Source organism: Janthinobacterium sp. 64, assembly GCF_002813325.1.
Lineage (GTDB): Bacteria > Pseudomonadota > Gammaproteobacteria > Burkholderiales > Burkholderiaceae_D > Janthinobacterium.
The window spans coordinates 3,297,434-3,323,201 of sequence record NZ_PHUG01000001.1 but is presented as its reverse complement, the minus strand read 5'-3'; the positions used below and the strand labels follow the sequence as shown (position 1 = coordinate 3,323,201).

The window sequence follows — 25,768 nt, the reverse complement described above, 5'->3', positions numbered from 1 at the left end:
GGCGCCGCACCGGGGTCTCCGATGCGGCGCCAGGATGTTGCAGTCGATGCAGCCCGGATTTACATCAGGGCAATGACCGGGTAGCGCCGCCATTCCGGCTCGGCAAAGCGCTGGCAGTGCGCAAAAATGAAGCCGAGCACGGCTTCCTGATTGCTCAGCAAGGCTGGATTCGCTGCTTTCCAGTCGGCAAACTTGGCGGCCAGCACAGGCTCGTCGCGCAGCAATTCGGATGCCATGTCTTCGAACACGTAATCGGAGAACGCTTCTTTCTTCTCCAGCACGCTGTTGAAGAAGCCCCAGCGGAAGAAACTGTCGTGCGCTTGCGGTTCCAGCGTTTCCACGGCGTAGCGCGCGTTGTCCTGCTCCAGGGACACGACATAATCGCCGGCCTGCACGGTGAACTGGCCCGTGCGCGCTTCCACGTCGACCGTGTCGTGGAACATGTGGCCTTCATAGGCCGTGGCGCGAGTGCCGACGTTTGTGATGTGGTAGTAGCGCGCCGTTAGCGTCTGTTCGGCGGTGATGGGGCTCATTTCGACGCCGTTCCAGCGCAGGCGCTCGATGACTTCGCGCCACGCCTGGGGCACGACATAGGCTTTCGGCGCGGCCACGGTGACGTCCGCATCGAAGCGGTTGTAATACTTGATATCGCGTTCCCACGGCTGCGAGCGGTCGTAGGACAGGCGCTGGTAGTCGCCGAGGAGACTCGGCGTGTATTGCGCCGCGTAACCCTTGAAGGGGAAGGTCGACGGCTGCTCTTCGTTCATGGCCCAGTGGATCGGCCATGCAGCCTGCGTGCGTCCCGCCGCCTTGGCTTGCGCGCGCAGCTGCTTGATCTGTTCGCCGTGTTTGACCGTGAACGCCATCGTGATGTCGAGCAGGGCGCGCATGGAAGCGTAGCGGTCGGCAAATGGTTTGAGCATATGCGTTTCCGGCATGAAACCGATGACGTGGTGCAGGGCCGCAAAGCCGGTCGAGAAACGGGGCACTTCGAGGAATTCGGCGATGCCGTGGTCGGGACTGTCCTTGACGGGGTTCACGTACGGACAGGTGGGCCAGCCGGCGCTTTCCATTGCCGCAAAGATGTGCGGCAGCATGGTGTCTTGCAGGAAGGGACCGAGGCCATTGCCCAGCTTATCCGTCTGCGTGTGGATCAGGGTCATCGTGTACGGGTAGTCGGCGCCGTTCGACGTGTGGGTGTCGACCATCACGTCTGGATCCCAGCTGGCCAGCAGGCGGTTGAACACTTGCGCATTCAGGCTGTCGCACTTGATGAAATCGCGGTTCAGGTCCAGGTGGCGGCTATTGCCGCGGAAACCGAATTGCTCCGGGCCATCCTGGTTCACGCGCGACGTGTTGGCGCGGTTCAGGCTGCCATCGACGTTGTAGATCGGAATGAACAGCAGCACGGTGCTGCCCAGCGCCGCCAGGCGCTCCGGCTGCGTACACAGGTCGCGCACGATGGCCATGCAGGCGTCGATGCCTTCCGGTTCGCCCGGGTGGATGCCGTTGTTGTTGAAGAACACGGTGCGCCCTGCGCGCTTGATCTGTTCGCGGTCGAATACGCCGTCCGCGCTGACGACGCCAGCGTGGATGGGCACGCCCGAGTCGGACAGGCCGATCTGTTCGAAATGCAGCACTTGCGGGTAGCGTGCGGCGAGATCTTGATAGAAGGTGATGCATTCCAGCCAGGTCGTGGTCTGGTTGTGGTTACCGAGTTCGTAGGTCGTGCGCAAGTCTGGTGGCATAGCGGTCTGAGTCTGGGAGGGGGAAGGCGCGCTGGGTAAGTACGCCCGCTAGGGGCCAATTGTAGCACCGGCGCTGCCGCCTTGAGGCGCCGCAGGGGCTTGCTGCAGTACCTGTGCTATGAATACGTTTCACGCGCAAGGGAGACGGCATGGTGAAGACGGCAACCGCGATGGCGATGGCGGCACTGGTGTGGTGGGCTTGCCTGGCGGCTCAGGCGGCGCCGTTGCGCTTGCCAGCTGCTAAGGAACCCGTGGCGCAGGGCGGGTCAGTGACGGCTAGCGCGCATGGGGCGCTGATACGCTACCGGGGCTGGCTGCTGGCCGTCGATGGGGCAATATCGGAGGAGCGGCCCGACGTCTTGCTGACGTCGGCGCAGGCGGACCAGGCGCCGCGGCTGCAGGCCGGCGCCACGCGGCGCAGCTTGCCCCTGTGGTCAGCCTTCGAGCTCGTCAAGGCAGGCACGCGCTTGCGCATCACGGCGCTGCCGGGGCCGGATGCGCTTCCCGCGCTGCTGCTCGATTTTGGCGAGGCCGATTATCGCATCGTGATTCCCGCCGCTAGCATAGCGCGGCCAACCTATGCGCTGCTGGCGCAGCGCTTTCCCGGTGCCGACCTGGCCTTGCTGCTGCAGGACGGACGCAGGGTGATGTTGCCGCTGGGAAGTGGCAGGGCACACGTGTTTGGCGAGGAGGAAGAAGTGCCTTACCGTTTCACCAAAGTAAAACGCCAGGCGAAAAAAAGCCACTCCCGCAGGAGTGGCTCAGGCTAAAGCGCCCGTTGCCGGGTTATTGCTTTTTGTTATTCAGCGCCCATTTCTTTCAGCAGGTTGTCGGCGTGGTCGATGTGTTTCATGTTCCACAGCATGTAGCGCAGGTCGACCTGGATCGAACGGGTATTGGCCTTGTTATAGTCCCAATCGGAAATGATCGAGTCCAGGGTGCCGTCGAAGGCCAGGCCGATGAATTCGCCTTTGGAATTCAATGCAGCCGAACCGGAGTTGCCGCCGGTGATATCCAACGTTGCCAGGTAGTCGACCGGCACGGTTTTCAGCTTGGGATCGACGAATTTACCGAAGTCCTTGGCTTTGATCGCGGCCAGTTGTTTCGCTGGTGCATTGAATTCGCCCTGGCCCGTGGCTTTGGCGGCGACGCCATTGACGGTGGTGAAGGCAGTCCAGGTGGTGCCATCGGCGCCATGGTCGCGGCCGGCCACTTTGCCGAACGTGACGCGCAGGGTGCTGTTGGCGTCAGGATAGACCGCTTGGCCTTTGCTCTTCATGAAGGCAATTTTGGCTTTCATGTAGTTGGCGTAGGCTTGCTGGATCTTGCCTGCCAGTTCTTCATCTTCCGCTTCGTTTTTCAGCGAATCCGGATACATGGCGACGGCTGCCTGGATGAAGCTGTCCTTGCTGGCCTGGAATTCGGCTGGCGTGCGTTTCAGCCATGCTGCGCGTTCTTCCTTGTCGGCCAGTTTGCTGCCGGCATACAGTTTGTCCAGGGCGGCGGACAGCTCGGCTGGCGACATGCCGTCCTTGATGCCGATGGCGGCGTCGAAGCTGGCGCGGCGCTGTGCTGCCGGTTGCGCGGCGTACTTGGTCAGGCTGTTCAGTACCAGCGCCTTGTCGACTTTTTCATCGTAGGTGCGCTCGACCGAGGTGACGCCCGAGGTCAGGCGCGGCAAATCGCGCGTCTGGTAGCCGGACTTGCGTTCCGTATCGGCCTTGGTGCTTTCGTTCGCAAGGCGGTACAGGCTGCGTGCCGTATTGAGCAGGCGTGGCTGTGCGTAGCCCAGGAAGAAGTCGCGCTTGGTGTCGGCATCGCGCTCGGCGATCAGCTTTTCCACTTGCTCGATATCGCCGGCAAATTCAGCCTTGCGTGCTGGCGTGGCGTTGACCCACGCTTTCAGCGCGTCGTGTTCCGTCGTCTTGCGCGCCAGGAAATCGCTGCCGGCGTACGAGTCCAGCATGCCTTGGCGGTTCTTGTAGTAATTGTTGACGCCAGCAACTTGACCTGCGTATTTCAGGGCAACATCCTTGTTGTCCTTGGTTTCGCGCGCGATGATGGCCAGGGTTTCGCCCGATGCTTTCACGAAGGCCGGGTAGTTCCAGTCAAACGTGTAGGCCACTTCCGATGGCAGGCGGTGACGGTTGGTGCGGCCAGGGTAGCCCAGGACCATCACGAAATCGCCTTCTTTCAAGCCATCCTTGGCCAGTTTCAGCACGTGTTTTGGCTGGTAAGGCACGTTGTCCTTGCTGAAGTCGGCAGCCTTGCCATCGCGGCTGACATAGGCGCGGTAGAAACCGTAGTCGCCCGTGTGGCGTGGCCACATCCAGTTGTCGGTGTCGCCGCCGAATTTACCGACGCCCGCCGGAGGCGCGTGCACCAGGCGCACATCGCGGATTTCCAGTTGCTTGATCAGGTAGAACTCCAGGCCGCCATAGTAGGCCGACACGGTGCAGCGGAAACCCGCTTCTTTTTCGCATTCGGCGACCAGTTTTTTCTGGTTTTTCTCGATCGCGTCGATGCGTGCCTTGCCTTGCAGCTTGGCCACGTCGGCGGTGATGATCTTGTCGCTGACATTCGTCACGGCCGAGGTGACGAAGATGCGGCTGCCCGGAGCGGCCGGCAATTCTTCAGCGAAGGTCTTGGCCAGGAAACCGTTGGCCAGCAAATCGCGCTCTTTGGTCGAATTGACCGCCACGCTGTTGTAGACGCAATGGTGGTTGGTGGCAACCAGGCCTTGCGGCGAGACGAACGAGGCCGAGCAACCGCCCAGGCTGACGATGGCGCCCATCGGGAACTCGGTCAGTTTGGTCAGGGTGGTCGGATCGAGTTTCAGTCCGGCCGCTTTCAGTTCCTTGGCTACTTGTGGCAGCTGTTGGGGCATCCACATGCCTTCGTCGGCGTGTGCGAAGTTGCTCAGGATGGCGAGCGCGATGAGAGATTTTTTCATTCGAGTTCTGTTCTTTTACATTGTAAGGAAGTCGGAATCAGCGGAGTACCCGCTGATTGTGCAGCGGGCGACATAGAGTATCCGTATCGAACTCGCACTAGTCAATCACATTTTCCCGACAGCATGTTTGTAGTTGCTTGTAAAAGTAATACTATTCTCGGCATTCAGGGGCGGGAGACGGCCGCCAACGCGCATTTTTCCATGCCGCGGCTGTGGTATTGTCCATACGTGTCGTGACGGCAATAAAAAATGGCCGGGCGCTTGCGCGGCCCGGCCACTTGCTGATGTGCTGCCATTCGTCTGTTTAACGTATTTTGCCGCGGCGCAAAAGATTCACGATGCCCAGCAAAATCACGGCGCCCAGGAACGAAACGAGCAGCGAAGACAGGCTGAAGTTGTCGCTATTGATGGTGCCCGTGCCGAACAGGGGCGCCAGCAGCCAGCCGCCCAGGAAGGCGCCGACGATGCCGACGACGATATTGAGGAAGATGCCCTGTTGCGCATTCGTTTTCATGACCATGCTGGCCAGCCAGCCGATGACGCCGCCAATAACGATCCAGATAATGAAATTCATGTAGTCCTCCGCGCGATGGGTGAATGGAGTGTCATGCTAGAAAAACATCATGCCAGGTGATACTGATGCCGCACGATAGAAAAGTCCAGCGGATTCGCGTCGTGCATGCAAAAGCCCGCTTGGCTGCGGGCAGCGAGGCGGGCTTGTCATGCGGCAAGGCCGTGTTTAGTCGGCCTTGATCGCTTCAACCTGGATGGCCAGTTTGACTTCCGGCGAGAACGCCGGCATGCCGTAGTTCAGTCCAAAGTCGCTGCGCTTGAATTCCGCGCTGGCATCGGCGCCGCACACTTCGCGCTTGTAGCGCGGGTGCATGATGCACTTGAATTTGCTCACGTTCAATTTGACGGGCTTGGTCACGCCCAGCAGGGTCAGTTCGCCATCGACTTCCACCAGCTGATCGCCGTTGAACTTGAACGACTTGCTCTTGTAGGTGATTGCCGGGAATTTTTCCACATTGAACATGTCCGCCTTTTTCGCGTGCGTGTTCATGGCGTCGAGGCCGAAATCGATCGAATCGGCATCGATGACGAGGTCCAGGCTGCCCGTCTTGGCGGCGCGGTCCAAAGTCACGGTTCCCTTGGTCTTGTTGAACTTGCCGCGCCACACGGACATGCCCATGTGATCGGCTTCAAAGCTGGGGAAGGTGTGCGTCGGGTCGAGGTTGTAGGTGTCGGTAGCGGCCATGGCCGAACCCGCGCCGGCCGCTGCCAGCACGGCGATCATCAAGTGCTTCAATTTCATTGAATTCCTAACTAAGTTGAACAACAGATTTTTGGGCGTTACTGAGCAGAAACATGAAACTTAATGGTAACCTCGTCTGCAACCATGCTCGTGTCTTTCCACTCGCCTTCGCCGATGTTATAGGTCAGGCGCTTGATCGGCAGGGCGCCGTCAAATGCATATTTGCCGCCATCGGCTTTCACCGCCAGGGGGAAGGTGACGTCGGTGGTCTTGCCTTTGATGCTCAGCTTGCCGGTAACCGTCAGCTTGCCCGCGCCGGCCGCCTTGATGCTGCTTGACACAAAAGTGGCTTTCGGGAACTGGGCAGCGTTAAACCATTCTTTCTTGGCCACTTCCTTGTTGTACTCGGGGTCGCCGATATCGATGCTGGCCGTCTCGATTTCCACCGACGCCTTCGAGGCGTCCGGCGTGGCCGGGTTGTAATCGATGGCAATATTGAATTTCTTGAACTTCGCTTCCACCGGCACGTTCATTTGCTTGAACACGGCCGACACGCTGGTCTTGGCGGGATCGACTTTCAGCAAGGTGGCGGCGGTGGCGGCCACGGACAGGCCCAGCAGGGAAGCGAGGACGAGGCGTTGGGTGGTTTTCATCTTATTTTTCCTGGAGTTTCAGTTAGCAAGGGAAGTCGGTGTTACGGCAACATGCGCTTGAGGACGCCATCGCGGTCGATGAACTGGTGCTTCAGCGCCGCCAGCACATGGGCGGCCACGGCGGCGGCCATCGTCATGTTCAGAACATAATGAATTTCTTTTAAGAGCGGCTTAAGTTCCGGGTTCGGCGCCATGATGACGGGCAGCTGGAACAGGCCCAGGTAGACCACCGGCACGCCGGCGGCCAGGGTGTACAGGTAGCCGGAAACGGGCACGGCGAAGATCAGGATGTACAGCAGCACGTGCATGGCGTCGGCCGCCTTCTTTTGCCAGGCAACCATGCTGGCCGGGTGCGGCGGCGGCACGTTGGCCTTGCGCCACAGCAGGCGGATGGCGGCGATGGCCAGCACGGTCACGCCCAGCCACTTGTGCCAGGAGAAATATTTGAGCTTGGTGGGTGTCAGGCCGGGAATGTCCGTCATGACCAGGCCCATGACGAAGGCGCTGATGATCAGCAGGGCGGTCAGCCAGTGCAGGATGATGGCGGTGGTGGTGTAGCGTTGCATCGGAGGCTTTCTTGAATGTAGTACGTGTTAGGACTAATTCGGCCTAATATACCAAAGAAAAGCAAATTGCGCTGTGTGCTGCCGATTCTACAAGAAAGATTGCCGGAAAAACCGCGGGGCGGGCAGCATTTGTATGCTGGCCGCCCCGCGGGAGTGGATCTGCCTGATCCGGGTACAGATTGTGGCTTAGATTGCCTTGGCCAATTGCGCGGCGATACCGATGTAGTTGCCCGGCGTCATGCTCAACAGCACGTCCTTGGCATCCTGCGGGATGGCCAGGCCGTTGACGAAGGTTTGCAGCGCTTCTTTCGAGATGCCCTTGCCGCGCGTCAGCTCTTTCAGCTGCTCGTACGGATTTTCGATGCCATAGCGGCGCATCACGGTTTGTACGGGCTCGGCCAGCACTTCCCACGTCGCGTCCAGGTCTTGCGCCAGGCGCGCGTGGTTCACTTCCAGCTTGTTCAGGCCGCGCAGGCAGCTGTCATACGCCAGCAGGGTGTAGCCCAGGCCCACGCCGATGTTGCGCAGCACGGTCGAATCGGTCAGGTCGCGCTGCATGCGCGAGACGGGCAGTTTTTCCGACAGGTGTTTCAGCACGGCATTGGCCAAGCCCAGGTTGCCTTCGGAGTTTTCGAAGTCGATCGGGTTGACCTTGTGCGGCATGGTCGACGAACCGATTTCGCCCGCTTTCAGCTTTTGCTTGAAGTAGCCCAGCGAGACATACGTCCAGATGTCGCGGTTCAGGTCCAGCAAGATCGTGTTGGCGCGCGCGAAGGCGTCGAACAGTTCGGCCATGTAGTCGTGCGGTTCGATCTGGATGGTGTACGGATTGAACACCAGGCCCAGGCGCTGTTCGATGACGGCTTGCGAGAATGCCGGCCAGTCGAAGCCCGGGTAGGCGGACAAGTGGGCGTTGTAGTTGCCGACGGCGCCATTCATCTTGCCGAGGATTTCCACTTGTTCGATGCGTTTCACGGCGCGCTGCAAACGGGCCACGACGTTGGCCATTTCCTTGCCCAGGGTGGTCGGGCTGGCCGTCTGCCCGTGCGTGCGTGACAGCATCGGCACGTCGGCGTTGTCGTGCGCGATCTGCGTCAGCTTGGCTACCAGGCCGGTCAATGCCGGCAGCATCACGCCATCGCGCGCGGCTTTGAGCATCATACCGTGCGAGGTGTTGTTGATGTCTTCCGAGGTGCAGGCGAAATGGATGAATTCCGACGCCGCCACCAGTTCCGGCACGTCCGCCACTTGTTCCTTCAGCCAGTATTCGACCGCCTTGACGTCATGGTTGGTGACCGCTTCGATGGCCTTGATGCGGGCCGCGTCGGCTTCCGAGAAGTCGGCCGCCATCTTGTCGAGCAGGGCGCACGCTTCCGCCGAGAACGGCTTGATTTCAGCGAAACCGGCTTGCGACAGCGCTTGCAGCCAGGAGATTTCCACTTTCACGCGGTGGTGCATGAAACCGGCTTCGGACAGGATCGGGCGCAGCAGATCGGTCTTGCTGGCGTAGCGGCCATCGAGCGGAGACAGGGCCGACAGCGTGGAATACGGAGTTGTAGAAGTCATGAGAGCGGACGCAAGTTAAAGAAACGGTTGGCGTGTGGCGCGCGGGGAGGGCAGGTCTATTGCAATACAGCAACACTGACGGCGCCACAGTAAAGGGCGATTTTACCACCGCTGGCCGCTGGCCAGCCGTCCGTCGGGCGCCGGCGCACCGCAATGTGGCCGAATTTGGCCCCGATGCGGCATGCCTGCCACACTGCGGGGAGCGCCGGGCGCGTGCTGCCAAACACCGCTGCCGCCGATGCTATACTGCTTGCTGCCCCTTTACCTTAAAGTACCTATGAAACTGATCGGCTCCCTCGCCAGCCCGTATGTCCGCAAAGCCCGTATCGTGCTGGCGGAAAAAAAGCTCGACTATGTCTTCGAGCTGGAAAACGTGTGGGTGCCGGAAACCCGCATCGCCCAGGCCAATCCCCTGGGCAAGGTGCCCTGCCTGGTGATGGAAGATGGCAGCACCTTGATCGATTCGAAAGTCATCGTCGAATACCTCGACACGCTCACGCCCGTCTGTAAACTGCTGCCGGCCGGCGGCAATGGCCGCGAGCGCGCCGATATCAAGAACTGGGAAGCGCTGGCCGACGGCATCCTCGACGCTGGCGTGCTGGTGCGCCTGGAGCGCACGCAGCGTCCGCCGGAGCAGCAAAGCGCGGCGTGGATCGCGCGCCAGCTCGACAAAATCACCCTGGGCCTGGCGGCACTGGAAGCGCGCCTGGGCGAGAGCGCGTATTGCGCCGGCAAGAACTACACCCTGGCCGACGTGGCCGTGGGCTGCGCGCTGGGCTGGCTCAGCTTCCGCTTCCCGGAAATCGACTGGCGCGCGGATCACCCGGCGCTGGCGCGTTTGTTCGACAAACTGTCCGAGCGGCAGTCGTTCAAGGACACCGTGCCGCAGTGAGCGCACGATGACCGGTCCCGAGTCGAAAGCGCAGCAACGCCTGCAGATGGCCGATATCGCGCGTCTGGCCGGTGTGTCCACATCGACCGTGTCGCGCGCGCTGAGCGGCAGTTCGCTGGTCAATGAAGAGACGCGCGCGCGCGTCATCGCGCTGGCCCGTTCGCTCAAGTATTCCATCAATATCGGCGCGCAAAACCTGCGCCTGAAACAGAACCGCACGGTGGGCGTGGTGGTGCCGTATGACGCGGCCACGCGCCAGCACCTGTCCGACCCTTTCTTTCTGAGCATGCTGGGCAGCCTGGCCGATGCGCTGACGGAGCAGGGTTTCGACATGCTCATTTCGCGCGTGGATGCCGAAACGCTCGATGCGGCCGCCCAGTCCTTCGATAGCGGCCGCGTGATCGGCATCATCCTGATCGGCCAGTGGCGCCACCATGAACAACTGAACCAGCTGGCCGCGCGCCAGGTGCCCATCGTCGTGTGGGGCGCGCAATTGCCGCAGCAGCTGTATTGCACCGTCGGCGGCGACAACGTCGCCGGCGGCAGGCTGGCCACGGAACACTTGCTGGCGGCGGGGCGCCGGCGCATCGCCTTCTTTGGCGACGCCAAGCTGCCCGAAGTGGCGCAGCGCCACGCCGGTTATGTGCAGGCGCTGGCCGCGCAGGGGCTGGCGCCGGACCCGCAACTGTACGTGGCCGGCTCCTTCCTGCCGCAGGGCGGCGCGACGGACGTGCAGGAACTGCTGGACCGCCAGATCCCGTTCGACGCCATCTTTGCCTGCAGCGACTTGCTGGCCATGAGCGCCATCAACGCCTTGCGCGCGCGCGGCGTGGCCGTGCCGGAACAGGTGGCCGTGGTCGGCTACGACGATATCGAACTGGCCGCGTATTTCCACCCGCCGCTGACCACCGTGCGCCAGCCGATCCGCGCCGCCGGACGCGCGCTGGTGGCTTCATTGCTGGCGCTGGTCGACGGCGCGCCCGCGCCATCGCGGCAATTGCCAACCGAGCTGATCGTACGCGCCTCGGGCAGCTGAGGCGCGCGTTGTCTTTTGTCTGCAACCGATTGCAATAAACTCCAATTTATCCGTTCATTCTCATGCTGCGCCGCAGCATGAAAAACGCTGCATTCGCCTCACATCCTGCTTTTTTCACTCTGCATGGCCCGTAATATTCTCTTGAAAACAACATAAAATCCATGTTGCAGCGCTCGATTGCAATCGATTGCAATAAATTCTTATTCGTTCAATAATGACGTACCGGCTCAGCCAGCGCGCCACGGCATGCAGCGGCCAGTACTCATAACAAGCGGATACCTCGATGTATCGGCATACAACACTGGAGACAAGATGAAGACACGTACTGCTCAACGCGGCTGCATGGCCGCCGCCGTCGCCCTGGCCATGCTGCAACTGGGTGCCGCCCATGCGCAATCGGCCGCCGATACCACCAGCGCCGCCCCCGCCGATGGCCTGAACCTGGAACGCATCGTCGTCACGGGCACCACCGGCGGCACGTCGAAAATGAAATCGAGCAATTCCGTCAGCAGCATGGAGCTCGACACCATCCTGCACAACGCGCCGACCAGCGCCGCCGAAGTCCTGCGCTCGGTGCCGGGCTTGCGCGCCGAATCTTCGGGCGGCGAAGGCAATGCCAACATCACCGTGCGCGGCCTGCCCATTTCCGCGGGCGGCGCGCGCTATGTGCAGATCCAGGAAGATGGCTTGCCGGTGCTGCAGTTTGGCGACTTCAACTTCACCACGCCCGACAGCTTCGTCAAGATCGATTCCACGCTCGACCACCTGGAAGTGGTGCGCGGCGGTTCGGCCTCCACCCTGGCCACCAACTCGCCGGGCGGTATCATCAATTTCATCAGCAAGAATGGCAAGGAGCAGGGGGGCAGTGTGGCCATCAGCCGCGGCCTGGGCTACGACCAGACGCGCGTGGATTTCGACTACGGCGCGCCGGTTTCGGAGCGCACGCGCTTTTTCGTCGGCGGCTCCTGGCGCACGGGGGAAGGCATCCGCCACAGTGGCGTCAACAGCGAAAAGGGCGGCCAGATTCGCGGCAATGTCACGCATGAATTCGACAGCGGTTTCGTGCGCCTGTCGTTCAAGCACCTCGACGACCAGTCGCCCACGGCCCTGCCCGTGCCCGTCAGCGTGCGCAATGGCCGCATCACGGAAATCGCCGGCATCGACCCGCGCAAGGCGAGCTTCTATTCGCCGTACTGGGTGCCCGACACGGTGCTGAACAAGGATAACCAGCGCGTGGCCACCCGCGTCAACGACGGCTTGCACGTCAAAAGCGATAGCGTGGGCCTGGAAGCGTCGTTCAAGCTGGGGCAGGGCTGGAGCGTGAGCGAAAACTTCCGCTACGCCGACAATTCCGGCCGCTTCACGGGCGTGTTCCCATCGAATAACGGCAGCGACGGCAGCTATGTGTTTGCCAGCGGCCCGAATCAGGGCAAGCCCTACACGGGCCGCGCGTTTTCCGCCGTGGTGTTCAATACCTCGATCGACGACGCCAGCAATACCCTGAGCGACACCAAGCTGGCCAAGACGTTTGTGCTCGACAGCGGCAAGCTGACCACCACGGCCGGCCTGTATTTGTCGCAGCAAAAGCTGGGCCTGACCTGGAACTTCAATGAATACCTGATGCAGGCCACGGGCGACCGGCCCGCGCTGCTGCAAACGGCCAGCGGCACGCCCGGCTACATCGGCCCGGCCTTCGGCGCCTGCTGCTCGCGCGCCGTCGACATGGAATACCGCACGACCTCGCCCTACCTGAACCTGGCCTGGGAAAGCGGCGCCCTGAACCTCGACGGCGGCCTGCGGCGCGACCGCCAGCACGCCAGCGGCACGGCCAACCAGGCGACCGGCGCGCAAGCCTATCTGCCATCGACGCTGCAGCGGGTCGATTACACGCTGGGCCACACCTCGTACTCGCTGGGCGCGAACTACAAGCTGCAAGCGAATCTGGCCGTGTTTGCCCGCGTCAGCGAAGGCGTGGCCTTCAATGCCGACCGCATCCTGTTCGGCACGCCGTTGGATGGCAGCGTGCCCGTGGCGATCAATACCGTGCGCCAGCTTGAAGGCGGCGTGAAATGGCGGCGCGGCCCCCTGAGCACTTTTGTGACCGTGTTCCAGGCCAAGACCAAGGAAAGCAATTACGAGGCGACCACCCAGCTGCGCACGGCCAACAGCTATGAAGCGAAGGGCGTGGAGCTGGAAGCGGCTTACAGCGCCGGCGACTTCCGCATCAATGGCGGCCTGACGTTCACGGATGCCGAGATCACGGGCACGGCGGCGGCCGACGTGGCGCTGATCGGCAATACGCCGCGGCGCCAGGCGCGTGTCGTGTACCAGATCGCGCCGACCTATGAGTGGGGACCGGCCACCTTGGGCGCCAGCCTGGTCGGCACGGGCAAGTCGTGGGGCGACGATGCGCACACGATCACCTTGCCCGCCTACCAGGTGCTCAACGCCTTCGTCAATTACCAGCTCACGCCGCAGATGCAGGTGGCGCTGACGGCGAATAATCTGTTCAACAAGATCGGCTATACGGAAGTCGAGGGCGATGGCCATGCGGCCCGCTCGATCACGGGGCGCGCCGTCAAGGTCAGCCTGAAATACGCATTTTAAGCAAGGATAGATTCATGATGTCGATACGCAGCCCCCTGGCGCGCCTGCTGGCGCCGCTCCCCACGCACTTGCGCGACGATGCGGCGCGCCGCTATGCGCGCCAGGAGGCGGTCTTGCTCGACCGCCTGGGCAGCCTGTATGGCCAGCGGCCGGACTTCCTGCCCTGGCTGGGCGACCTGATGGAAAGCGTGGGGCGGCTGTATGCGGCGCGCGCACCGGAGCTGCTGCGCCAGGATGCGCAGCGCGCAGCGCAGCCGGACTGGTTTGCCAGCCAGTCCATGCTCGGTTACAGCGCGTATGTGCAGCGCTTCGGCGGCAACCTGCAGGGCGTGGCGGCGCGCATTGCCCATCTGCGCGAACTGGGCGTGACGTATCTGCATTTGCTGCCGTTTTTGCGTGCGCGCGCCGGTGAAAGCGATGGCGGCTTTGCCGTCGCCAGCTTCGAGGAAGTCGATCCCGCGCTGGGCAGCAATGCCGACTTGCTGGCGCTGACGGCGCAGCTGCGCGCGGCCGGCATCAGCCTGTGCTCGGACCTGATCCTCAACCACGTGGCCGACGACCATGCGTGGGCGCTGGGCGCCAAGGCCGGCGATCCGCTGCTGCGCGATTTTTTCCATACCTATCCCGACCGCGTGCAGCCGGACCGCTACGAGCGCACCGTGGGCCAGGTTTTCCCGCAGGCGGCACCGGGCAATTTCACCTTCGTGCCGGAGCTTGATCGCTGGGTCTGGACCACGTTTTACCCGTACCAGTGGGATTTGAATTACGCCAATCCGGCCGTCTTCGCGGCCATGGCCGGCGCCATGCTGGGTCTGGCCAACAAGGGCATCGAGGTATTCCGCCTCGATTCGACGGCCTTCCTGTGGAAGCGCGAAGGCACGGACTGTATGAACCAGCCCGAAGCCCACAGCTTGCTGCAAGCGTTGCGCGCGATTGCCGCCATCGTCGCGCCGGGCGTGCTGCTCAAGGCCGAAGCCATCGTGCCCACGCCCAAACTGCCCGCCTACTTTGGCAGCGATGCGGCGCCCGAATGCCATATCGCCTATCACAGCAGCCTGATGGCCGCCGGCTGGGGCGCGCTGGCCGAGGAAAGCACGGACTTGCTGCAGCAGGTGATCGCCGCCACGCCGCCGCTGCCGCCGGCCGCCAGCTGGCTCAGTTATGTGCGCTGCCATGACGACATCGGCTGGAACGTGCTGCTCAATGAAGCCGGTGAGGACGGGCCGGCGCGCCTGGCGCGCATTGCGCGCTTCTTTGCGGGGGCACCGGGCAGCTATGCGCGCGGCGCCGCCTTCCAGAGCAGCAGTGCCGACAAGGCGCATGGCAGCAACGGCATGGCCGCCTCGCTGGCCGGCCTGCAAAGCGCCGCCACGGTGCAGGAGCAGGAATACGCGTTGCGGCGCCTGCTGCTGCTGCATGGCCTGGCCTTGAGCTTTGGCGCCTTGCCCGTGCTGTACATGGGCGATGAACTGGGCATGACCAATGATCACAGCTACACGCAGCGCGCCGACCGGGCGATGGACAGCCGCTGGCTGCAGCGTCCCGCGTTCGACGACAGCCTGCTGGCATGGCGCCACGATGGCGTGAGCGCCAGCGGCCGGCTGTACCTGGCGCTGCGCCAGCTGGTCGACGCGCGCAGGCGCTTGCCGGCCCTGGCCGCCGCCGCGCCGCGCAGCGTGCTGCCCGCCGGCACGCCGGCCGTGCTGGCGCTGCTGCGCGGCGATGCGTTTCTCAACCTGAGCAATTTCAGCGGCGCCAGCCAGCGTTTCACTTTGCCTGCGGGCGAATGGCGCAACAGCCTCGATGGCAGCGTGCTGGCCGGCACGGTGGGCTTGCAGCCCTGGCATATGCTGTGGCTGGAAAGGGAACAGTCATGAGCGGCGCCACTGCGCAGCGTCCACACCTGTCGTTCTGGCAGATCGTCAACATGAATGTCGGATTTTTCGGCATCCAGTTCAGCTTTGGCCTGCAGCAAAGCAGCATGAGCCCTATCTACAAATACCTGGGCGCCGACGAGGCGAGCCTGCCCTACCTGTGGCTGGCCGGCCCCATGACGGGGCTGCTCGTGCAACCGCTGATCGGCGCCATGAGCGACCGCACGGTGACACGCTGGGGCCGCCGCACGCCCTACTTTCTGATCGGCGCCATCCTGTGCAGCCTGGGCCTGCTGGCCATGCCCTTCAGTCCAACTCTGTGGATGGCCGCCAGCCTGCTGTGGATACTCGACGCGGCCAACAATGTGACGATGGAGCCATACCGCGCCTTCGTCAGCGACAAGCTCGACAAGAAGCAGCATTCTCTGGGTTTTCTCACGCAAAGCGCGTTTACGGGGCTGGGGCAAACGCTGGCCTACCTGACGCCATCGCTGCTGGTCATGCTGGGCATGAACAAGGATGCCGTCAATGGCAGCCATATACCGCACATCGTCATCGCCGCCTTCCTGATCGGCGCCGTGTTCTCGCTCGCCTCGGTGCTGTGGACCCTGAAGACGACGCCCGAAAATCCGCTCACGGCGGCCGAACTGGCGGCCATCCGCAGCCGTCCGCCTGGCTGGCGCCACACGCTGGCCGATATCGGCGCGGCCCTGCGCGACATGCCGCCGACGATGCAGCAGCTGGCCCTCGTCAACCTGTTCCAGTGGTACGCCCTGTTCTGCTACTGGCAGTACATCGCGCTGTCGCTGTCAGCCACGCTGTTTCACACGACGGACCCCGCGTCGCAAGGCTTTCGCGACGCGGGCCTGTTGAACGGGCAGGTGGGCGCCTTCTACAATTTCGTCGCCTTTATCGCCGCCTTTGCGCTGGTGCCGTTCACGCGCCGTTTCGGCCCCAAGCGCATGCACAGCGTGTGCCTGTGCGCGGCAGGTGTCGGCATGCTGAGCATCCCGCTGATCCACAGCCCGGCGCTGCTGTTGCTGCCCATGCTGGGCGTGGGCCTGGCCTGGGCCAGCATCATGGGCAATCCCTACATCATGCTGGCCGGCTGCATTCCGCCCGCGCGCACGGGTGTCTACATGGGCATTTTCAACATGTTCATCGTCATCCCGATGATCATCCAGATATTTACTCTGCCCCTGTATTACCGCAGCTGGCTGGGCGGCAATCCGGAAAACGTCATCCGGCTGGCCGGCGCCCTGCTGCTGTGCGCGGCGGTGGCGGTGCTGTTCGTCAAGCTGCGCCCGCCGCAGGCCACAAAGACTTGAGGATGGACGTAAAAAAACCGGCTGAGCCGGTTTTTTTACGATGCTGCGAAACGATTACTCTTCAATCGACATCTGGCTTTGCAGGTAGTTCTGAATGCCGACTTTGGCGATCAGGTCGATCTGCGTTTCGAGCCAGTCGATATGCTCTTCCGTGTCTTCCAGGATCATCAGGAACAGGTCGCGCGAGACGTAGTCGCCCGCTTTTTCGCTGATGGCGATGCCTTCCTTGACGGTGGCGTGCGCGGCGCGTTCCAGCTTCAGGTCGCATTCCAGCATTTCCGGCGTGTTCTCGCCGATCAGCAGCTTGTGCAGCGCTTGCAGGTTAGGCAGGCCGTCGAGCATCAGGATGCGGTCGATCAGCTTGTCGGCGTGTTTCATTTCGCCGATCGATTCTTCGTATTCCTTCTTGCCCAGCTTTTCCAGGCCCCAGTGCTTGTACATGCGCGCATGCAGGAAGTACTGGTTGATGGCCGACAGTTCGTTGGTGAGCTGTGCGTTGAGCATGCGGATGACTTCTTTATCGCCCTTCATGGGAATTCCTTTGTTCTGTGTCGCGTTCGATGATGAAACCGCAGGCTGCTGGCGCTCACTGCCGGGTGGCGCAGGGCTGCCTGGTGGCGTGCAGGTTGCCGGTCTCGCTATGCCCGCATGATAGCGCAAAATATGGACGGTTTCGGGCGATAAACGGCATTTTTCCGTCTTTTTAACGCAAATATCGTGCGAATAAAACCCATTCTCAAATGGATTGCTCCATTTTTCCGTTTTTTATTTGTTAAGGAAAATGCAGGCCATTCTCATTCGCGTTCATGCTGCAATTTGGCCGCGCCGAAAAGGCGGGAAATGTTGCTCCGTTCTTGCTTTTGTGTCTTCTTGGCCGCTGCCGGCGATGCGATAATCGGGCAGCGATATTTACTGAAAAAGGATAGCAAGATGATGCTGCATATACCCGGCGTGCTGACGCCGGAACAGGTCACGCAGTTCCGCCAGCGCCTGGCGCAAACGGACTGGGTCGACGGGCGCGCCAGCGTCGGCGCGCAAGGCGCGCAGGTCAAGCGCAACCGCCAGCTGGCCGAAGGTTCGCCGCTGGCGCTGGAGCTGGGCGAGATCGTCAGCCGCGCGCTGATGGCCAATCCGCTGTTCTTTGCCGCCGTGCTGCCGCTGCGCATCCTGCCGCCGTTCTTCAACAGCTATGCGGGCGGCGAACACTATGGCCTGCATATCGACGGGGCCATCCGCACGCCGAAAAACGGCATGCAGTCGATGCGCGCCGACGTCTCGTCGACCGTCTTCCTGAGCGAGCCGGATGAATACGAAGGCGGCGAGCTGGTGGTGGTCGATTCTTACGGCACGCATGAAGTGAAACTGCCGGCCGGCGACGTGATCGTGTATCCGTCGAGCAGCGTGCATCAGGTGCTGCCCGTCACCAGCGGCGAGCGCATCTGCTCCTTCCTGTGGACGCAAAGCATGGTGCGCGAGGACTGGAAGCGCAGCATGCTGTTCGAGCTCGATCAGAACATCCAGAGCGTGCGCGCGGAGCATGGCGACTCGCCGGCCACCGTGGGACTGACGGGGCATTATCATAATTTGCTGCGGATGTGGGCGGAGATGTAATCGTGGCGGTGTCGGATTACGCGCGGCCTTTGGCCTCGCTAATCCGACCTACGATACTGCGTGATGCACCGGCAAAAAAAAGTCTGCCTGGCCCGGGGATATAGGCTGGCAGACTGAAACAAGCAGTTGCTTGACTGGTACAGAAAACAGGGCGCAAAAAAGCAAGCAGGGCACAGGGTGCGGTGCTTGCGGGCTGGCAGCGGCCCAAGGGCCGCCGGGAGGCTAGCTCAGCTGGAAGGTCAGTGGGACGAGCACGTACACGGGCACGGGCTTGCCGTTCTCGATCATCGGCTTGAACAGCGCGCGCTGGGCGGCCTGGCGGCCCGCTTCATCGAGGTTGTTGTAGCCGGTTGATTTCTGGATCAGGATTTGCTCGGGCAAGCCTTTTTCGTTGATCAGGATGCGCAACACGACGGTGCCGCTTTCGCCCAGGCGGCGCGACAGATTCGGGTAGATCAGTTGCGGCGCCTTGATGTATTCGACGCTGCTGACGGTGCGCGGCGTCGATGGTGCCGGCGGCGTTGGCGACGGTGCCGATGGCGCCGTCGGCGCGGCGGTGGCCACGGGGGCCGCTTCGGCGCGCGTCGGCTGCGGCGGCGTGATCGTCGGTTCGCTTGGCGCCACGGCGATCAGCGGCAGCGGCGGGATCACGGCGCGCGGCACGGGCGCGCTCAATTCCACGGTTTTTGGCACCGACGGTGCCGGCGGTTTCGGCGGCGCCGGCGGGGCGATGATGCTGATGGTGGTAATGGTCGGCATGGCCGCCGTGACGACGCGGCTCAGCAAGCCGCTCTGGATGGCGTAAAAGCCGGCGAGATGCAGGACGACGATGGCCATCAGCGGCGCGAACTTGTTGCGCTTCTTGTCGAAGTCGGCAAATTGCTGCACGGCCTGCACCGTTACGGGCGGGGGCATCATCGTCATGGCATTCATCGCTTTCTTTAGTTTGTCAGTACAGCTCGCATCAATACGGTTTCTTGCAGCGCCACGGTGGCGTTCAGGTGATCGTTCAGTACTTCCCGCGCGCAGGTGTGGCATTTGCCGCAGCAGGTGGCCACGCCCAGGTCGCGGCGCAGTTCGGCCATGCTGGACAGGCCAAGATCGACGGCTTGACGGATTTCACGATCAGATATGTTGTTGCAGACACATACAATCATTGATACACCTTCTGGCTGGAGGATGAACAGACACTAGTGCTGGAAAGCATTGTTGCTAGTGTTTTAATGAGAATCATTATCATTACGTTTCATTGTCGCGCAAAGTGCAGGACAATGCAAGTGATTTTGATCAAGTGTGCGGCAGTTGGCGGCCTGGCGCGGGGCATCGATATGTCGTTTTTTCGAGTGGTGCAGCCCTTGGCAGGGGCGGCTCTCCGGGCTAAATAAAAACTATTCGCATTCATGTTTATAATGCTGGTATTGTCTCGGACGGTCGCCGTCCGGACAGTTTGAAAGACCGCTTGTCGGTAATGCGCAACAGTTGCGTTTTACCTCACAACATCAGGGCGTGCGCCACGCGCAGCAGTCTGTCCCTGGTGTTCTTAATTTGAACGGAATTTGCTCATGACTCTAGTTCCACCCATGATGACGCTCGACGCGCTGGCAGTCGGCCAGAGCGGCACGGTGTTGCATATCACGCCCCACACGGCAGGACAGACGGAAGATGGCGTTGATCTTGCCCGCCGTTTGATGGAGCTGGGATTTGTTCCCGGTGAACGCATCCGCATGCTCAAGCGCGGCATTCCCGGCGGCGATCCGCTGGCCATCAAGGTCGGCAATGCCACGTTCGCACTGCGCCGCTTCGAAGCGGCGCTGATCACGATTCAACCGCTGCTTCAACCGGAATAACCATGGGTGCTGTCGAAACGATCGTCGATGCGGGCGTGCACAAACCGCCGCATCAGCCACAAATTGCCTTGCTGGGCAATCCCAACTGCGGCAAGACCGCCCTGTTCAACCGTTTGACGGGCGCGCGCCAGAAAGTGGCGAACTACGCCGGCGTGACCATCGAGCGCAAGGAAGGCCATTTCACGTCGCCCGCCGGCACGTCCGTGCGCCTGCTCGACCTGCCGGGCGCCTACAGCCTGTCGGCCACCACGCCCGATGAAGCCATCACGCGCGACGTGGTGGGCGGCCTGCGCCGCGGCGACCCGCGTCCGGACGCCATTATCTGCGTGGTCGACGCCACCAATTTACGCCTGAACTTGCGCCTGGTGCTGGAAGTGAAACGCCTGGGCTTGCCGATGCTGCTGGCGCTGAACATGACGGACGTGGCGCGCAAGCGCGGCATGCTGATCGACACGGCCAGGCTGTCGCAGGAACTGGGCATGCCCGTGGTGGAAACCGTCGCAGTGCAGCACGACGGCGAAAAAGCCCTGCTGAACGCCATCGACGCCATGCTGCCGCTGCCGGTGGTGGACGCGAAACCGCTGGCGGCCATCGATGCCGTCAGCGTCGAGGAAACGCAGCGCGAAGTGCGCCGCATCCTGGCCGCCGTCAGCAATGACACCAGCGACAAGGGCAACCTGACGGAAAAGATCGACGACGTGGTGCTGCACCCCGTGTTTGGCCCCATCATCCTGGCCGTGCTGATGTTCCTGATCTTCCAGGCCGTATTTGCGTGGGCCGCCACGCCGATGGAAATGATCACCGATGGCGTGGGCCACCTGGGCGCCCTGCTGACGGCGAACATGCCGGACGGCCACCTGAAAAGCTTGCTGGTGGAAGGCATCATCGGCGGCGTCGGCAGCGTGCTGGTGTTCCTGCCGCAGATCCTGATTTTGTTCTTCTTCATCCTGAGCCTGGAAGACTGCGGCTACCTGCCGCGCGCGGCCTTTTTGCTGGACCGCCTGATGGGCGGCGTGGGCTTGTCGGGCCGCGCTTTCATTCCGCTGCTGTCGAGCTTTGCCTGCGCCATTCCCGGCGTGATGGCGGCGCGCACCATCCAGAATCCGCGCGACCGCCTGGTCACCATCATGATCGCGCCGCTGATGACGTGTTCGGCGCGTTTGCCCGTGTATGCGCTGATCATCGCCGCCTTCATCCCCGAGCGCCAGGTATGGGGCTATCTGAGCCTGCAAGGCCTGGTGCTGTTCGTGCTGTACTTTGCCGGCATCATCTCGGCCATGGCCGTGGCCTGGGTCATGAAGCGCAGCATGGGCGTGCGTGGCAATCAGCCGCTGATGCTGGAACTGCCGGCCTACCACTGGCCGCACCTGCGCAACCTGGCCGTCAGCCTGTGGGAGCGCGCGAAGATCTTCCTCACGCGCGTCGGCACCATCATCCTGAGCCTGATGATCATCCTGTGGTTCCTCAGCACCTTCCCCGGCGCGCCGGACAACGCGATCCATCCGCCGATCTACTACAGCCTGGCCGGCATCCTGGGCCGCGGCCTGGAAGTGATCTTTGCGCCCATCGGTTTCAACTGGCAGATCTGCATCGCGCTGGTGCCGGGCATGGCGGCGCGCGAAGTGGCCGTCGGCGCCCTGGGCACCGTGTATGCGCTGTCGCAAACGGGCGACGCGCTGGCCACCACGCTGGAGCCGCTGATCGCCCATTCGTGGTCGATGGCCACCGCGCTGTCCTTGCTGGCCTGGTATGTGTTCGCGCCGCAGTGCCTCTCGACCCTCTCCGTGGTGAAACGCGAGACGGGCGGCTGGCGCTATCCGCTGCTGATGGCCGGCTATATGTTCGCCCTGGCGTATGCCGCCTCGTTCATCACGTACCGCATCGCGCTGATGCTGGGCGCCTAGGAGAAAAGCATGTGGCAAACCCTGATCGTCGCCTTGATCGTCGCAGCCGCGCTGCTGCATTTTTCGACCAAGTACCTGCCGGCGGGCGTGCGCCGCGCCATCGTGCGCGGCCTCGTGCGCTGCGGCCTCGATGAGGCGAAGATGTCGGCCTTCTTCAAGGTGGCGCCCGGTTGCGGCAGCGGCTGCGGTTCCTGCGGCTCCTGCGACAGCCCGCCGCCACCGTCCGCCACGCCGCCGGCCGACGGCAGCAGCAAGCGCGTGATCCTGATGCAGGTACAGCGCCAGGATTGATGTATGTCTGGCCACGGGTCCGCCCGTGGGCTACACTGGGCTTTCCGCATGGCAAGGAGTGGCAATGGCGATACTGTTGATCTTCATGTTTCTGTTTGCGGTCGCCACCTGGCTGCTGGCCAGCCGGCGCGGCCGCCACGGGGGACTCTGGTTCGGCATCGGCCTGTTCCTCGGGCCGTTTGCCTTGCTGGCGGTGGCGGCGCTGCCGCCCGTTGCGCCAAGCTGAATGAAAAAAACCCGCGCATGCGGGTTTTTTTACGTCGGTACTACTGCGGCTAAGCCTTGCCCGCCAGCTTGTCGACCACCGGCACCAGCGCGGCCGGGCGGCAGCCGAAGGCGGCCAGGCGGCCTTGCGCGTGGGGCGCCAGGTCCAGGTCATACGGCAAACGGCCCGCCACCAGCCACAGTTTATCCTGCGGCAGCGCTTCGACCAGGCGACGCTGGCCGTCGACGAACATGGCGTTATACGTTTGCAGCACGATCTGTTGCGCGCCTTGCGCAAAGGCGATGGCTTCATTGACTTCGTCGTCCAGCGCCTCGGCCGACAAGGCATATTCGCGCACGTCCAGGCCCGCTTCGAGCAGCGCCGGCAGCATCGAGCTGCGCGCTTCCTTGTTGCGGCCTAGCGCCACTTCGTCGATCTCGCTGCGCGAGCGCACTTCCACCGTCAGCAGGGTCACGGGCAGGCTGGCGTCGAGCGCGCGGTAGTCGCCCTGCACGCGCAGTGCCGCCTTTTGCAGCAGCTGCGACAGGGCCATGGCGGCCGGCTGCATCAGCGCTGGCGGAGCGACGGGGCGTTCGCGCCAGTCGCGCACGGCGCGCTTGCGCTTGAGTTCTGCCACGCGCGCACAAGCGGCGTCGATGCGGGAAATCGCAATGTCGCCGCGCTCCACGGCGGCGATGACGGCGTCGATGGCCGCCGTCTGCTGCGCTTCGCGGTGCGAGATGAGGACGATGTCGGCGCCCGCCTGCAAGGTGGCGATGGCGCCCTGGGCGATGCCGATGCCGTCGGCAATCGCCGCCATTTCCAGGCAGTCGGTAATGACCACGCCCTGGTATTGCATTTCACCGCGCAGCAGGTCCGTCAGCACGCCTTTCGACAGGGTGGCCGGCACGCTGGTATCGGCTTCGAAGGCGGGGAAAACCACGTGCGCCGTCATGATGGCGTCCACGCCGCCGGCAATGGCCGCGCGGAACGGCGCCAGTTCCACGGCGCGCAGGCGTTCCTTGTCGTGCGGCACCAGGGCCATCGCGTAATGCGTGTCGATGGCCGTGTCGCCGTGGCCGGGGAAGTGCTTGGCGGTGACGGCCATGCCGCTGGCGTGCTGGCCGCGCATGGCGGCCATGCCGTAGGCTATGACGGTGGCGGCATCCTCGCCATACGCGCGCACGCCGATGACGGGGTTGTTGCGGTTGTTGTTCACGTCCAGCACGGGGGCGAGCAGCAGGTTGATGCCCAGCTGGCGCATTTCATCGCCGCTGATCTGGTTCATGCGCTCGCAGTCTTCCACCGAGCCGGCCGCCTGGAAAGCCATCGCCGCGGGAATTGGCGTCACGCCCTGCTCGATGCGCATCACCATGCCGCCTTCCTGGTCGATGGAGATCAAGAGCGGGATGTCGGACACTTCCGCGTTGATTTCCTGCAGTTCGCGGCACAGGGCCGACACTTGCGCGGGCGTGTGCACGTTGCGGCGGAACAGGATCACGCCGCCCACCTTCTTTTCGCGTATCAAGGTCTTGATATGCTCGTCCGCCTGCAGGGCGTCGAAGCCCACCATGAACAACTGTCCTACTTTTTCGCGCAAACCCTGCTCCATGCTGCAACTCCTCCGGTATTGATTGTGACGACGACATACGTATTCTGGCACCGTGGTGGCGCATCGTGGCGTTCACCGGAAAAGCTGCCCTGGTTTTGTACTTATTTTGGTATTGTATTGGATTTGGATATTTGCGCAAGTGGTTATTAAGTGGTATTGCTCCACTTGCGCAAAGGCCGCCTCAATCGAGGCGCTGGAACGACGCCGATTGCGCCTTGGGCCAGTACAGGCCGAACACGGGCGGCAGCTGCGGCAGCTGGCTCGGGTCGAGCAGCTGGCCCGCTTCCAGGAAGGGCAGCAGGGCCGAGGCCAGTTTCACCTGGTTCGGCGAGATGCGCCGCACCAGGTGGTGCGGGCGCAGTTCCTGCGGGTGCGCCAGGCCGGCGGCGGCGATCAGTTCGGCCAGCGCCTTCATGGTGTTCTGGTGGAAGTGCGCCACGCGGGCGATCTTGTCGGACACCACCAGCGCGCGCTGGCGCTGCGGGTCTTGCGTGGCCACGCCCGTGGGGCAGCGGTCCGTGTGGCAGCTTTGCGACTGGATGCAGCCCAGCGCGAACATGAAGCCGCGCGCCGAATTGCACCAGTCGGCGCCCAGCGCCAGCAGGCGGGCGATGTCGAAGGCCGTGATGATCTTGCCCGAGCAGCCGATCTTGATCTTCGCGCGCAGGTTGGCGCCCACGAGGGTGTTATGCACCAGCACCAGCGCTTCCTGCAGCGGCGTGCCCACATGGTCCGTGAATTCCAGCGGTGCTGCACCCGTGCCCCCTTCGCTGCCGTCGACGACGATGAAGTCGGGCGTGATGCCCGTTTCCAGCATGGCTTTCACGATGGCGAAGAACTCCCACGGATGGCCTATGGCCAGCTTGAAGCCCGTTGGCTTGCCGCCCGACAGCGTGCGCAGGCGGTCGATAAAGTGCAGCATTTCCAGTGGCGTGGAAAAGGCGCTGTGCGCGGCCGGCGAGACGCAATCCTCGCCCACCATCACGCCGCGCGTGGTGGCGATCTCGATGGTGACTTTGGGGCCGGGCAGCACGCCGCCGTGGCCCGGTTTCGCGCCCTGCGACATTTTCAGCTCGATCATTTTCACCTGTTCCGAGCTGGCGTTGGCGATGAAGCGCTCTTCGGAAAACGTGCCATCCTGGTTGCGGCAGCCGAAATAGCCGGAGCCGATTTCCCACACCAGGTCGCCGCCGTTTTCGCGGTGGTAGGGGCTGATGCTGCCTTCGCCCGTGTCGTGCATGAAGCCGCCGCTGCGCGCGCCGCCGTTCAGGGCCAGGATGGCATTGGCCGACAGGGCGCCAAAGCTCATCGCCGAGATATTGAAGACGCTGGCCGAATACGGCTTGGTACGGGGGCAGTCCGGATGGTTGCCGATCTCGATGCGGAAATCGTGGCCCGTCACCTTGGCGGGGGCGATGGAGTGGTTGATCCATTCATAGCCCGCTGCATACACGTCGAGCTGGGTGCCGAACGGGCGCTTGTCCGTCTGCTCCTTGGCGCGCTGGTAGACGATGCTGCGCTGGCTGCGCGAGAACGGCGTCGCCTCGCTGTCGCTTTCCAGGAAATACTGGCGGATTTCGGGGCGGATGCTCTCGAAGAAAAAACGGAAATGCGCGAGGATGGGGTAGTTGCGGCGCAGGGCGCGCTTCGTTTGCAGCAGGTCGCTGATGCCGACCAGGGTCAGCGCACCGGCCAGCACGGGCAGCCAGTAGTGATCGTAGTAAAACAGGGACAGGACAAAGATGGCGGCCGTCGCAATGAAGGTCAGGTAGCGAAATGGTACTAGGTGCATGGGCACTCCGGTGAAGTCAGACTGGTAA

General features: G+C 62.8%; 23 protein-coding genes. 11 read left to right on the top strand and 12 right to left on the bottom strand.

Translation table 11 applies throughout. The features are described from left to right. Positions 1 to 59: 59 nt before the first annotated feature. Positions 60 to 1,748 (bottom strand): M14 family zinc carboxypeptidase, encoded by a 1,689-nt coding sequence (locus CLU91_RS14660; protein WP_100874753.1) that lies wholly within the window; start codon positions 1,746 to 1,748, stop codon positions 60 to 62. Between the two features lie 149 nt (positions 1,749 to 1,897). On the opposite strand from CLU91_RS14660, the gene CLU91_RS14655 reads away from it, so the two are divergent. After that, on the top strand, positions 1,898 to 2,518 hold the full coding sequence (locus tag CLU91_RS14655; protein ID WP_100874752.1) for a hypothetical protein: 621 nt from the start codon (positions 1,898 to 1,900) through the stop codon (positions 2,516 to 2,518). A 29-nt stretch (positions 2,519 to 2,547) separates the two neighbouring features. Here CLU91_RS14655 and CLU91_RS14650 read toward each other — a convergent pair whose 3' ends face one another. From CLU91_RS14650 to purB, 6 genes are all read right to left on the bottom strand, one after another. Beyond that, positions 2,548 to 4,701, bottom strand: coding sequence for a S46 family peptidase (locus CLU91_RS14650; protein ID WP_100874751.1), 2,154 nt, complete (start codon positions 4,699 to 4,701; stop codon positions 2,548 to 2,550). Between the two features lie 304 nt (positions 4,702 to 5,005). Next, the gene (locus tag CLU91_RS14645; RefSeq protein WP_076571892.1) at positions 5,006 to 5,275 is read right to left on the bottom strand and encodes a GlsB/YeaQ/YmgE family stress response membrane protein; all 270 of its coding nucleotides are present in this window, start codon (positions 5,273 to 5,275) and stop codon (positions 5,006 to 5,008) included. A gap of 165 nt (positions 5,276 to 5,440) precedes the next feature. Then, positions 5,441 to 6,016, bottom strand: coding sequence for a YceI family protein (locus CLU91_RS14640; RefSeq protein WP_100874750.1), 576 nt, complete (start codon positions 6,014 to 6,016; stop codon positions 5,441 to 5,443). 38 nt (positions 6,017 to 6,054) lie between these two features. Continuing rightward, positions 6,055 to 6,609 carry a YceI family protein gene (locus tag CLU91_RS14635; RefSeq protein WP_099403977.1) on the bottom strand — a complete coding sequence of 185 codons (555 nt, stop codon included), beginning with the start codon at positions 6,607 to 6,609 and terminating at the stop codon, positions 6,055 to 6,057. Between the two features lie 41 nt (positions 6,610 to 6,650). After that, entirely contained in the window at positions 6,651 to 7,175 is a 525-nt protein-coding gene (locus tag CLU91_RS14630) for a cytochrome b (RefSeq protein WP_092712036.1), read from the bottom strand. Between the two features lie 186 nt (positions 7,176 to 7,361). Then, on the bottom strand, positions 7,362 to 8,741 hold the full coding sequence (gene purB, locus CLU91_RS14625; protein ID WP_100874749.1) for an adenylosuccinate lyase: 1,380 nt from the start codon (positions 8,739 to 8,741) through the stop codon (positions 7,362 to 7,364). Positions 8,742 to 9,018: 277 nt separating this feature from the next. Here purB and CLU91_RS14620 point away from each other — a divergent pair, with 277 nt between their 5' ends. The 5 genes from CLU91_RS14620 to CLU91_RS14600 all read left to right on the top strand — a co-directional run bounded on the left by CLU91_RS14620 (position 9,019) and on the right by CLU91_RS14600 (position 16,478). Next, positions 9,019 to 9,633, top strand: a complete 615-nt coding sequence (locus CLU91_RS14620) for a glutathione S-transferase N-terminal domain-containing protein (protein ID WP_100874748.1) — start codon at positions 9,019 to 9,021, stop codon at positions 9,631 to 9,633. Positions 9,634 to 9,640: 7 nt separating this feature from the next. Beyond that, entirely contained in the window at positions 9,641 to 10,669 is a 1,029-nt protein-coding gene (locus CLU91_RS14615) for a LacI family DNA-binding transcriptional regulator (RefSeq protein WP_232730758.1), read from the top strand. 312 nt (positions 10,670 to 10,981) lie between these two features. After that, complete coding sequence (locus CLU91_RS14610; RefSeq protein WP_100874747.1) at positions 10,982 to 13,276, top strand: TonB-dependent receptor; 2,295 nt, start codon at positions 10,982 to 10,984, stop codon at positions 13,274 to 13,276. 14 nt (positions 13,277 to 13,290) lie between these two features. Then, positions 13,291 to 15,153 (top strand): alpha-amylase family glycosyl hydrolase, encoded by a 1,863-nt coding sequence (locus tag CLU91_RS14605; RefSeq protein WP_232730757.1) that lies wholly within the window; start codon positions 13,291 to 13,293, stop codon positions 15,151 to 15,153. Next, positions 15,150 to 16,478, top strand: coding sequence for an MFS transporter (locus CLU91_RS14600; RefSeq protein WP_100874746.1), 1,329 nt, complete (start codon positions 15,150 to 15,152; stop codon positions 16,476 to 16,478). Before CLU91_RS14605 ends, CLU91_RS14600 begins: the two co-directional genes overlap by 4 nt. A 54-nt stretch (positions 16,479 to 16,532) precedes the next feature. Here CLU91_RS14600 and bfr read toward each other — a convergent pair whose 3' ends face one another. Then, positions 16,533 to 17,009, bottom strand: coding sequence for a bacterioferritin (gene bfr / locus CLU91_RS14595; protein WP_100874745.1), 477 nt, complete (start codon positions 17,007 to 17,009; stop codon positions 16,533 to 16,535). 399 nt (positions 17,010 to 17,408) lie between these two features. Here bfr and CLU91_RS14590 point away from each other — a divergent pair, with 399 nt between their 5' ends. Continuing rightward, positions 17,409 to 18,089 (top strand): Fe2+-dependent dioxygenase, encoded by a 681-nt coding sequence (locus CLU91_RS14590; RefSeq protein ID WP_046684505.1) that lies wholly within the window; start codon positions 17,409 to 17,411, stop codon positions 18,087 to 18,089. Between the two features lie 222 nt (positions 18,090 to 18,311). Here CLU91_RS14590 and CLU91_RS14585 read toward each other — a convergent pair whose 3' ends face one another. Together CLU91_RS14585 and CLU91_RS14580 are read right to left on the bottom strand one after the other, a co-directional pair. Further along, entirely contained in the window at positions 18,312 to 19,013 is a 702-nt protein-coding gene (locus CLU91_RS14585) for an energy transducer TonB (RefSeq protein ID WP_100876745.1), read from the bottom strand. Between the two features lie 17 nt (positions 19,014 to 19,030). Continuing rightward, positions 19,031 to 19,246 carry a (2Fe-2S)-binding protein gene (locus CLU91_RS14580; protein ID WP_034745611.1) on the bottom strand — a complete coding sequence of 72 codons (216 nt, stop codon included), beginning with the start codon at positions 19,244 to 19,246 and terminating at the stop codon, positions 19,031 to 19,033. A gap of 405 nt (positions 19,247 to 19,651) precedes the next feature. Between CLU91_RS14580 and CLU91_RS14575 the strand changes: the two genes are divergently transcribed. The 4 genes from CLU91_RS14575 (at position 19,652) to CLU91_RS27890 (ending at position 22,357) form a co-directional block, all read left to right on the top strand. Further along, positions 19,652 to 19,936: a FeoA family protein gene (locus CLU91_RS14575; RefSeq protein ID WP_077408814.1), complete on the top strand. Its 285-nt coding sequence runs from the start codon at positions 19,652 to 19,654 to the stop codon at positions 19,934 to 19,936. 2 nt (positions 19,937 to 19,938) lie between these two features. Beyond that, on the top strand, positions 19,939 to 21,840 hold the full coding sequence (gene feoB / locus CLU91_RS14570) for a ferrous iron transporter B (protein ID WP_100874744.1): 1,902 nt from the start codon (positions 19,939 to 19,941) through the stop codon (positions 21,838 to 21,840). A gap of 9 nt (positions 21,841 to 21,849) precedes the next feature. Further along, on the top strand, positions 21,850 to 22,131 hold the full coding sequence (locus tag CLU91_RS14565; protein WP_100874743.1) for a hypothetical protein: 282 nt from the start codon (positions 21,850 to 21,852) through the stop codon (positions 22,129 to 22,131). Between the two features lie 64 nt (positions 22,132 to 22,195). Then, complete coding sequence (locus CLU91_RS27890; protein ID WP_157814699.1) at positions 22,196 to 22,357, top strand: hypothetical protein; 162 nt, start codon at positions 22,196 to 22,198, stop codon at positions 22,355 to 22,357. A gap of 49 nt (positions 22,358 to 22,406) precedes the next feature. Here CLU91_RS27890 and nagZ read toward each other — a convergent pair whose 3' ends face one another. Together nagZ and CLU91_RS14555 are read right to left on the bottom strand one after the other, a co-directional pair. Further along, complete coding sequence (nagZ, locus tag CLU91_RS14560) at positions 22,407 to 23,948, bottom strand: beta-N-acetylhexosaminidase (RefSeq protein WP_100874742.1); 1,542 nt, start codon at positions 23,946 to 23,948, stop codon at positions 22,407 to 22,409. A 181-nt stretch (positions 23,949 to 24,129) separates the two neighbouring features. Continuing rightward, positions 24,130 to 25,740, bottom strand: a complete 1,611-nt coding sequence (locus CLU91_RS14555; protein ID WP_100874741.1) for an FMN-binding glutamate synthase family protein — start codon at positions 25,738 to 25,740, stop codon at positions 24,130 to 24,132. Between the last annotated feature and the right edge of the window lie 28 nt (positions 25,741 to 25,768).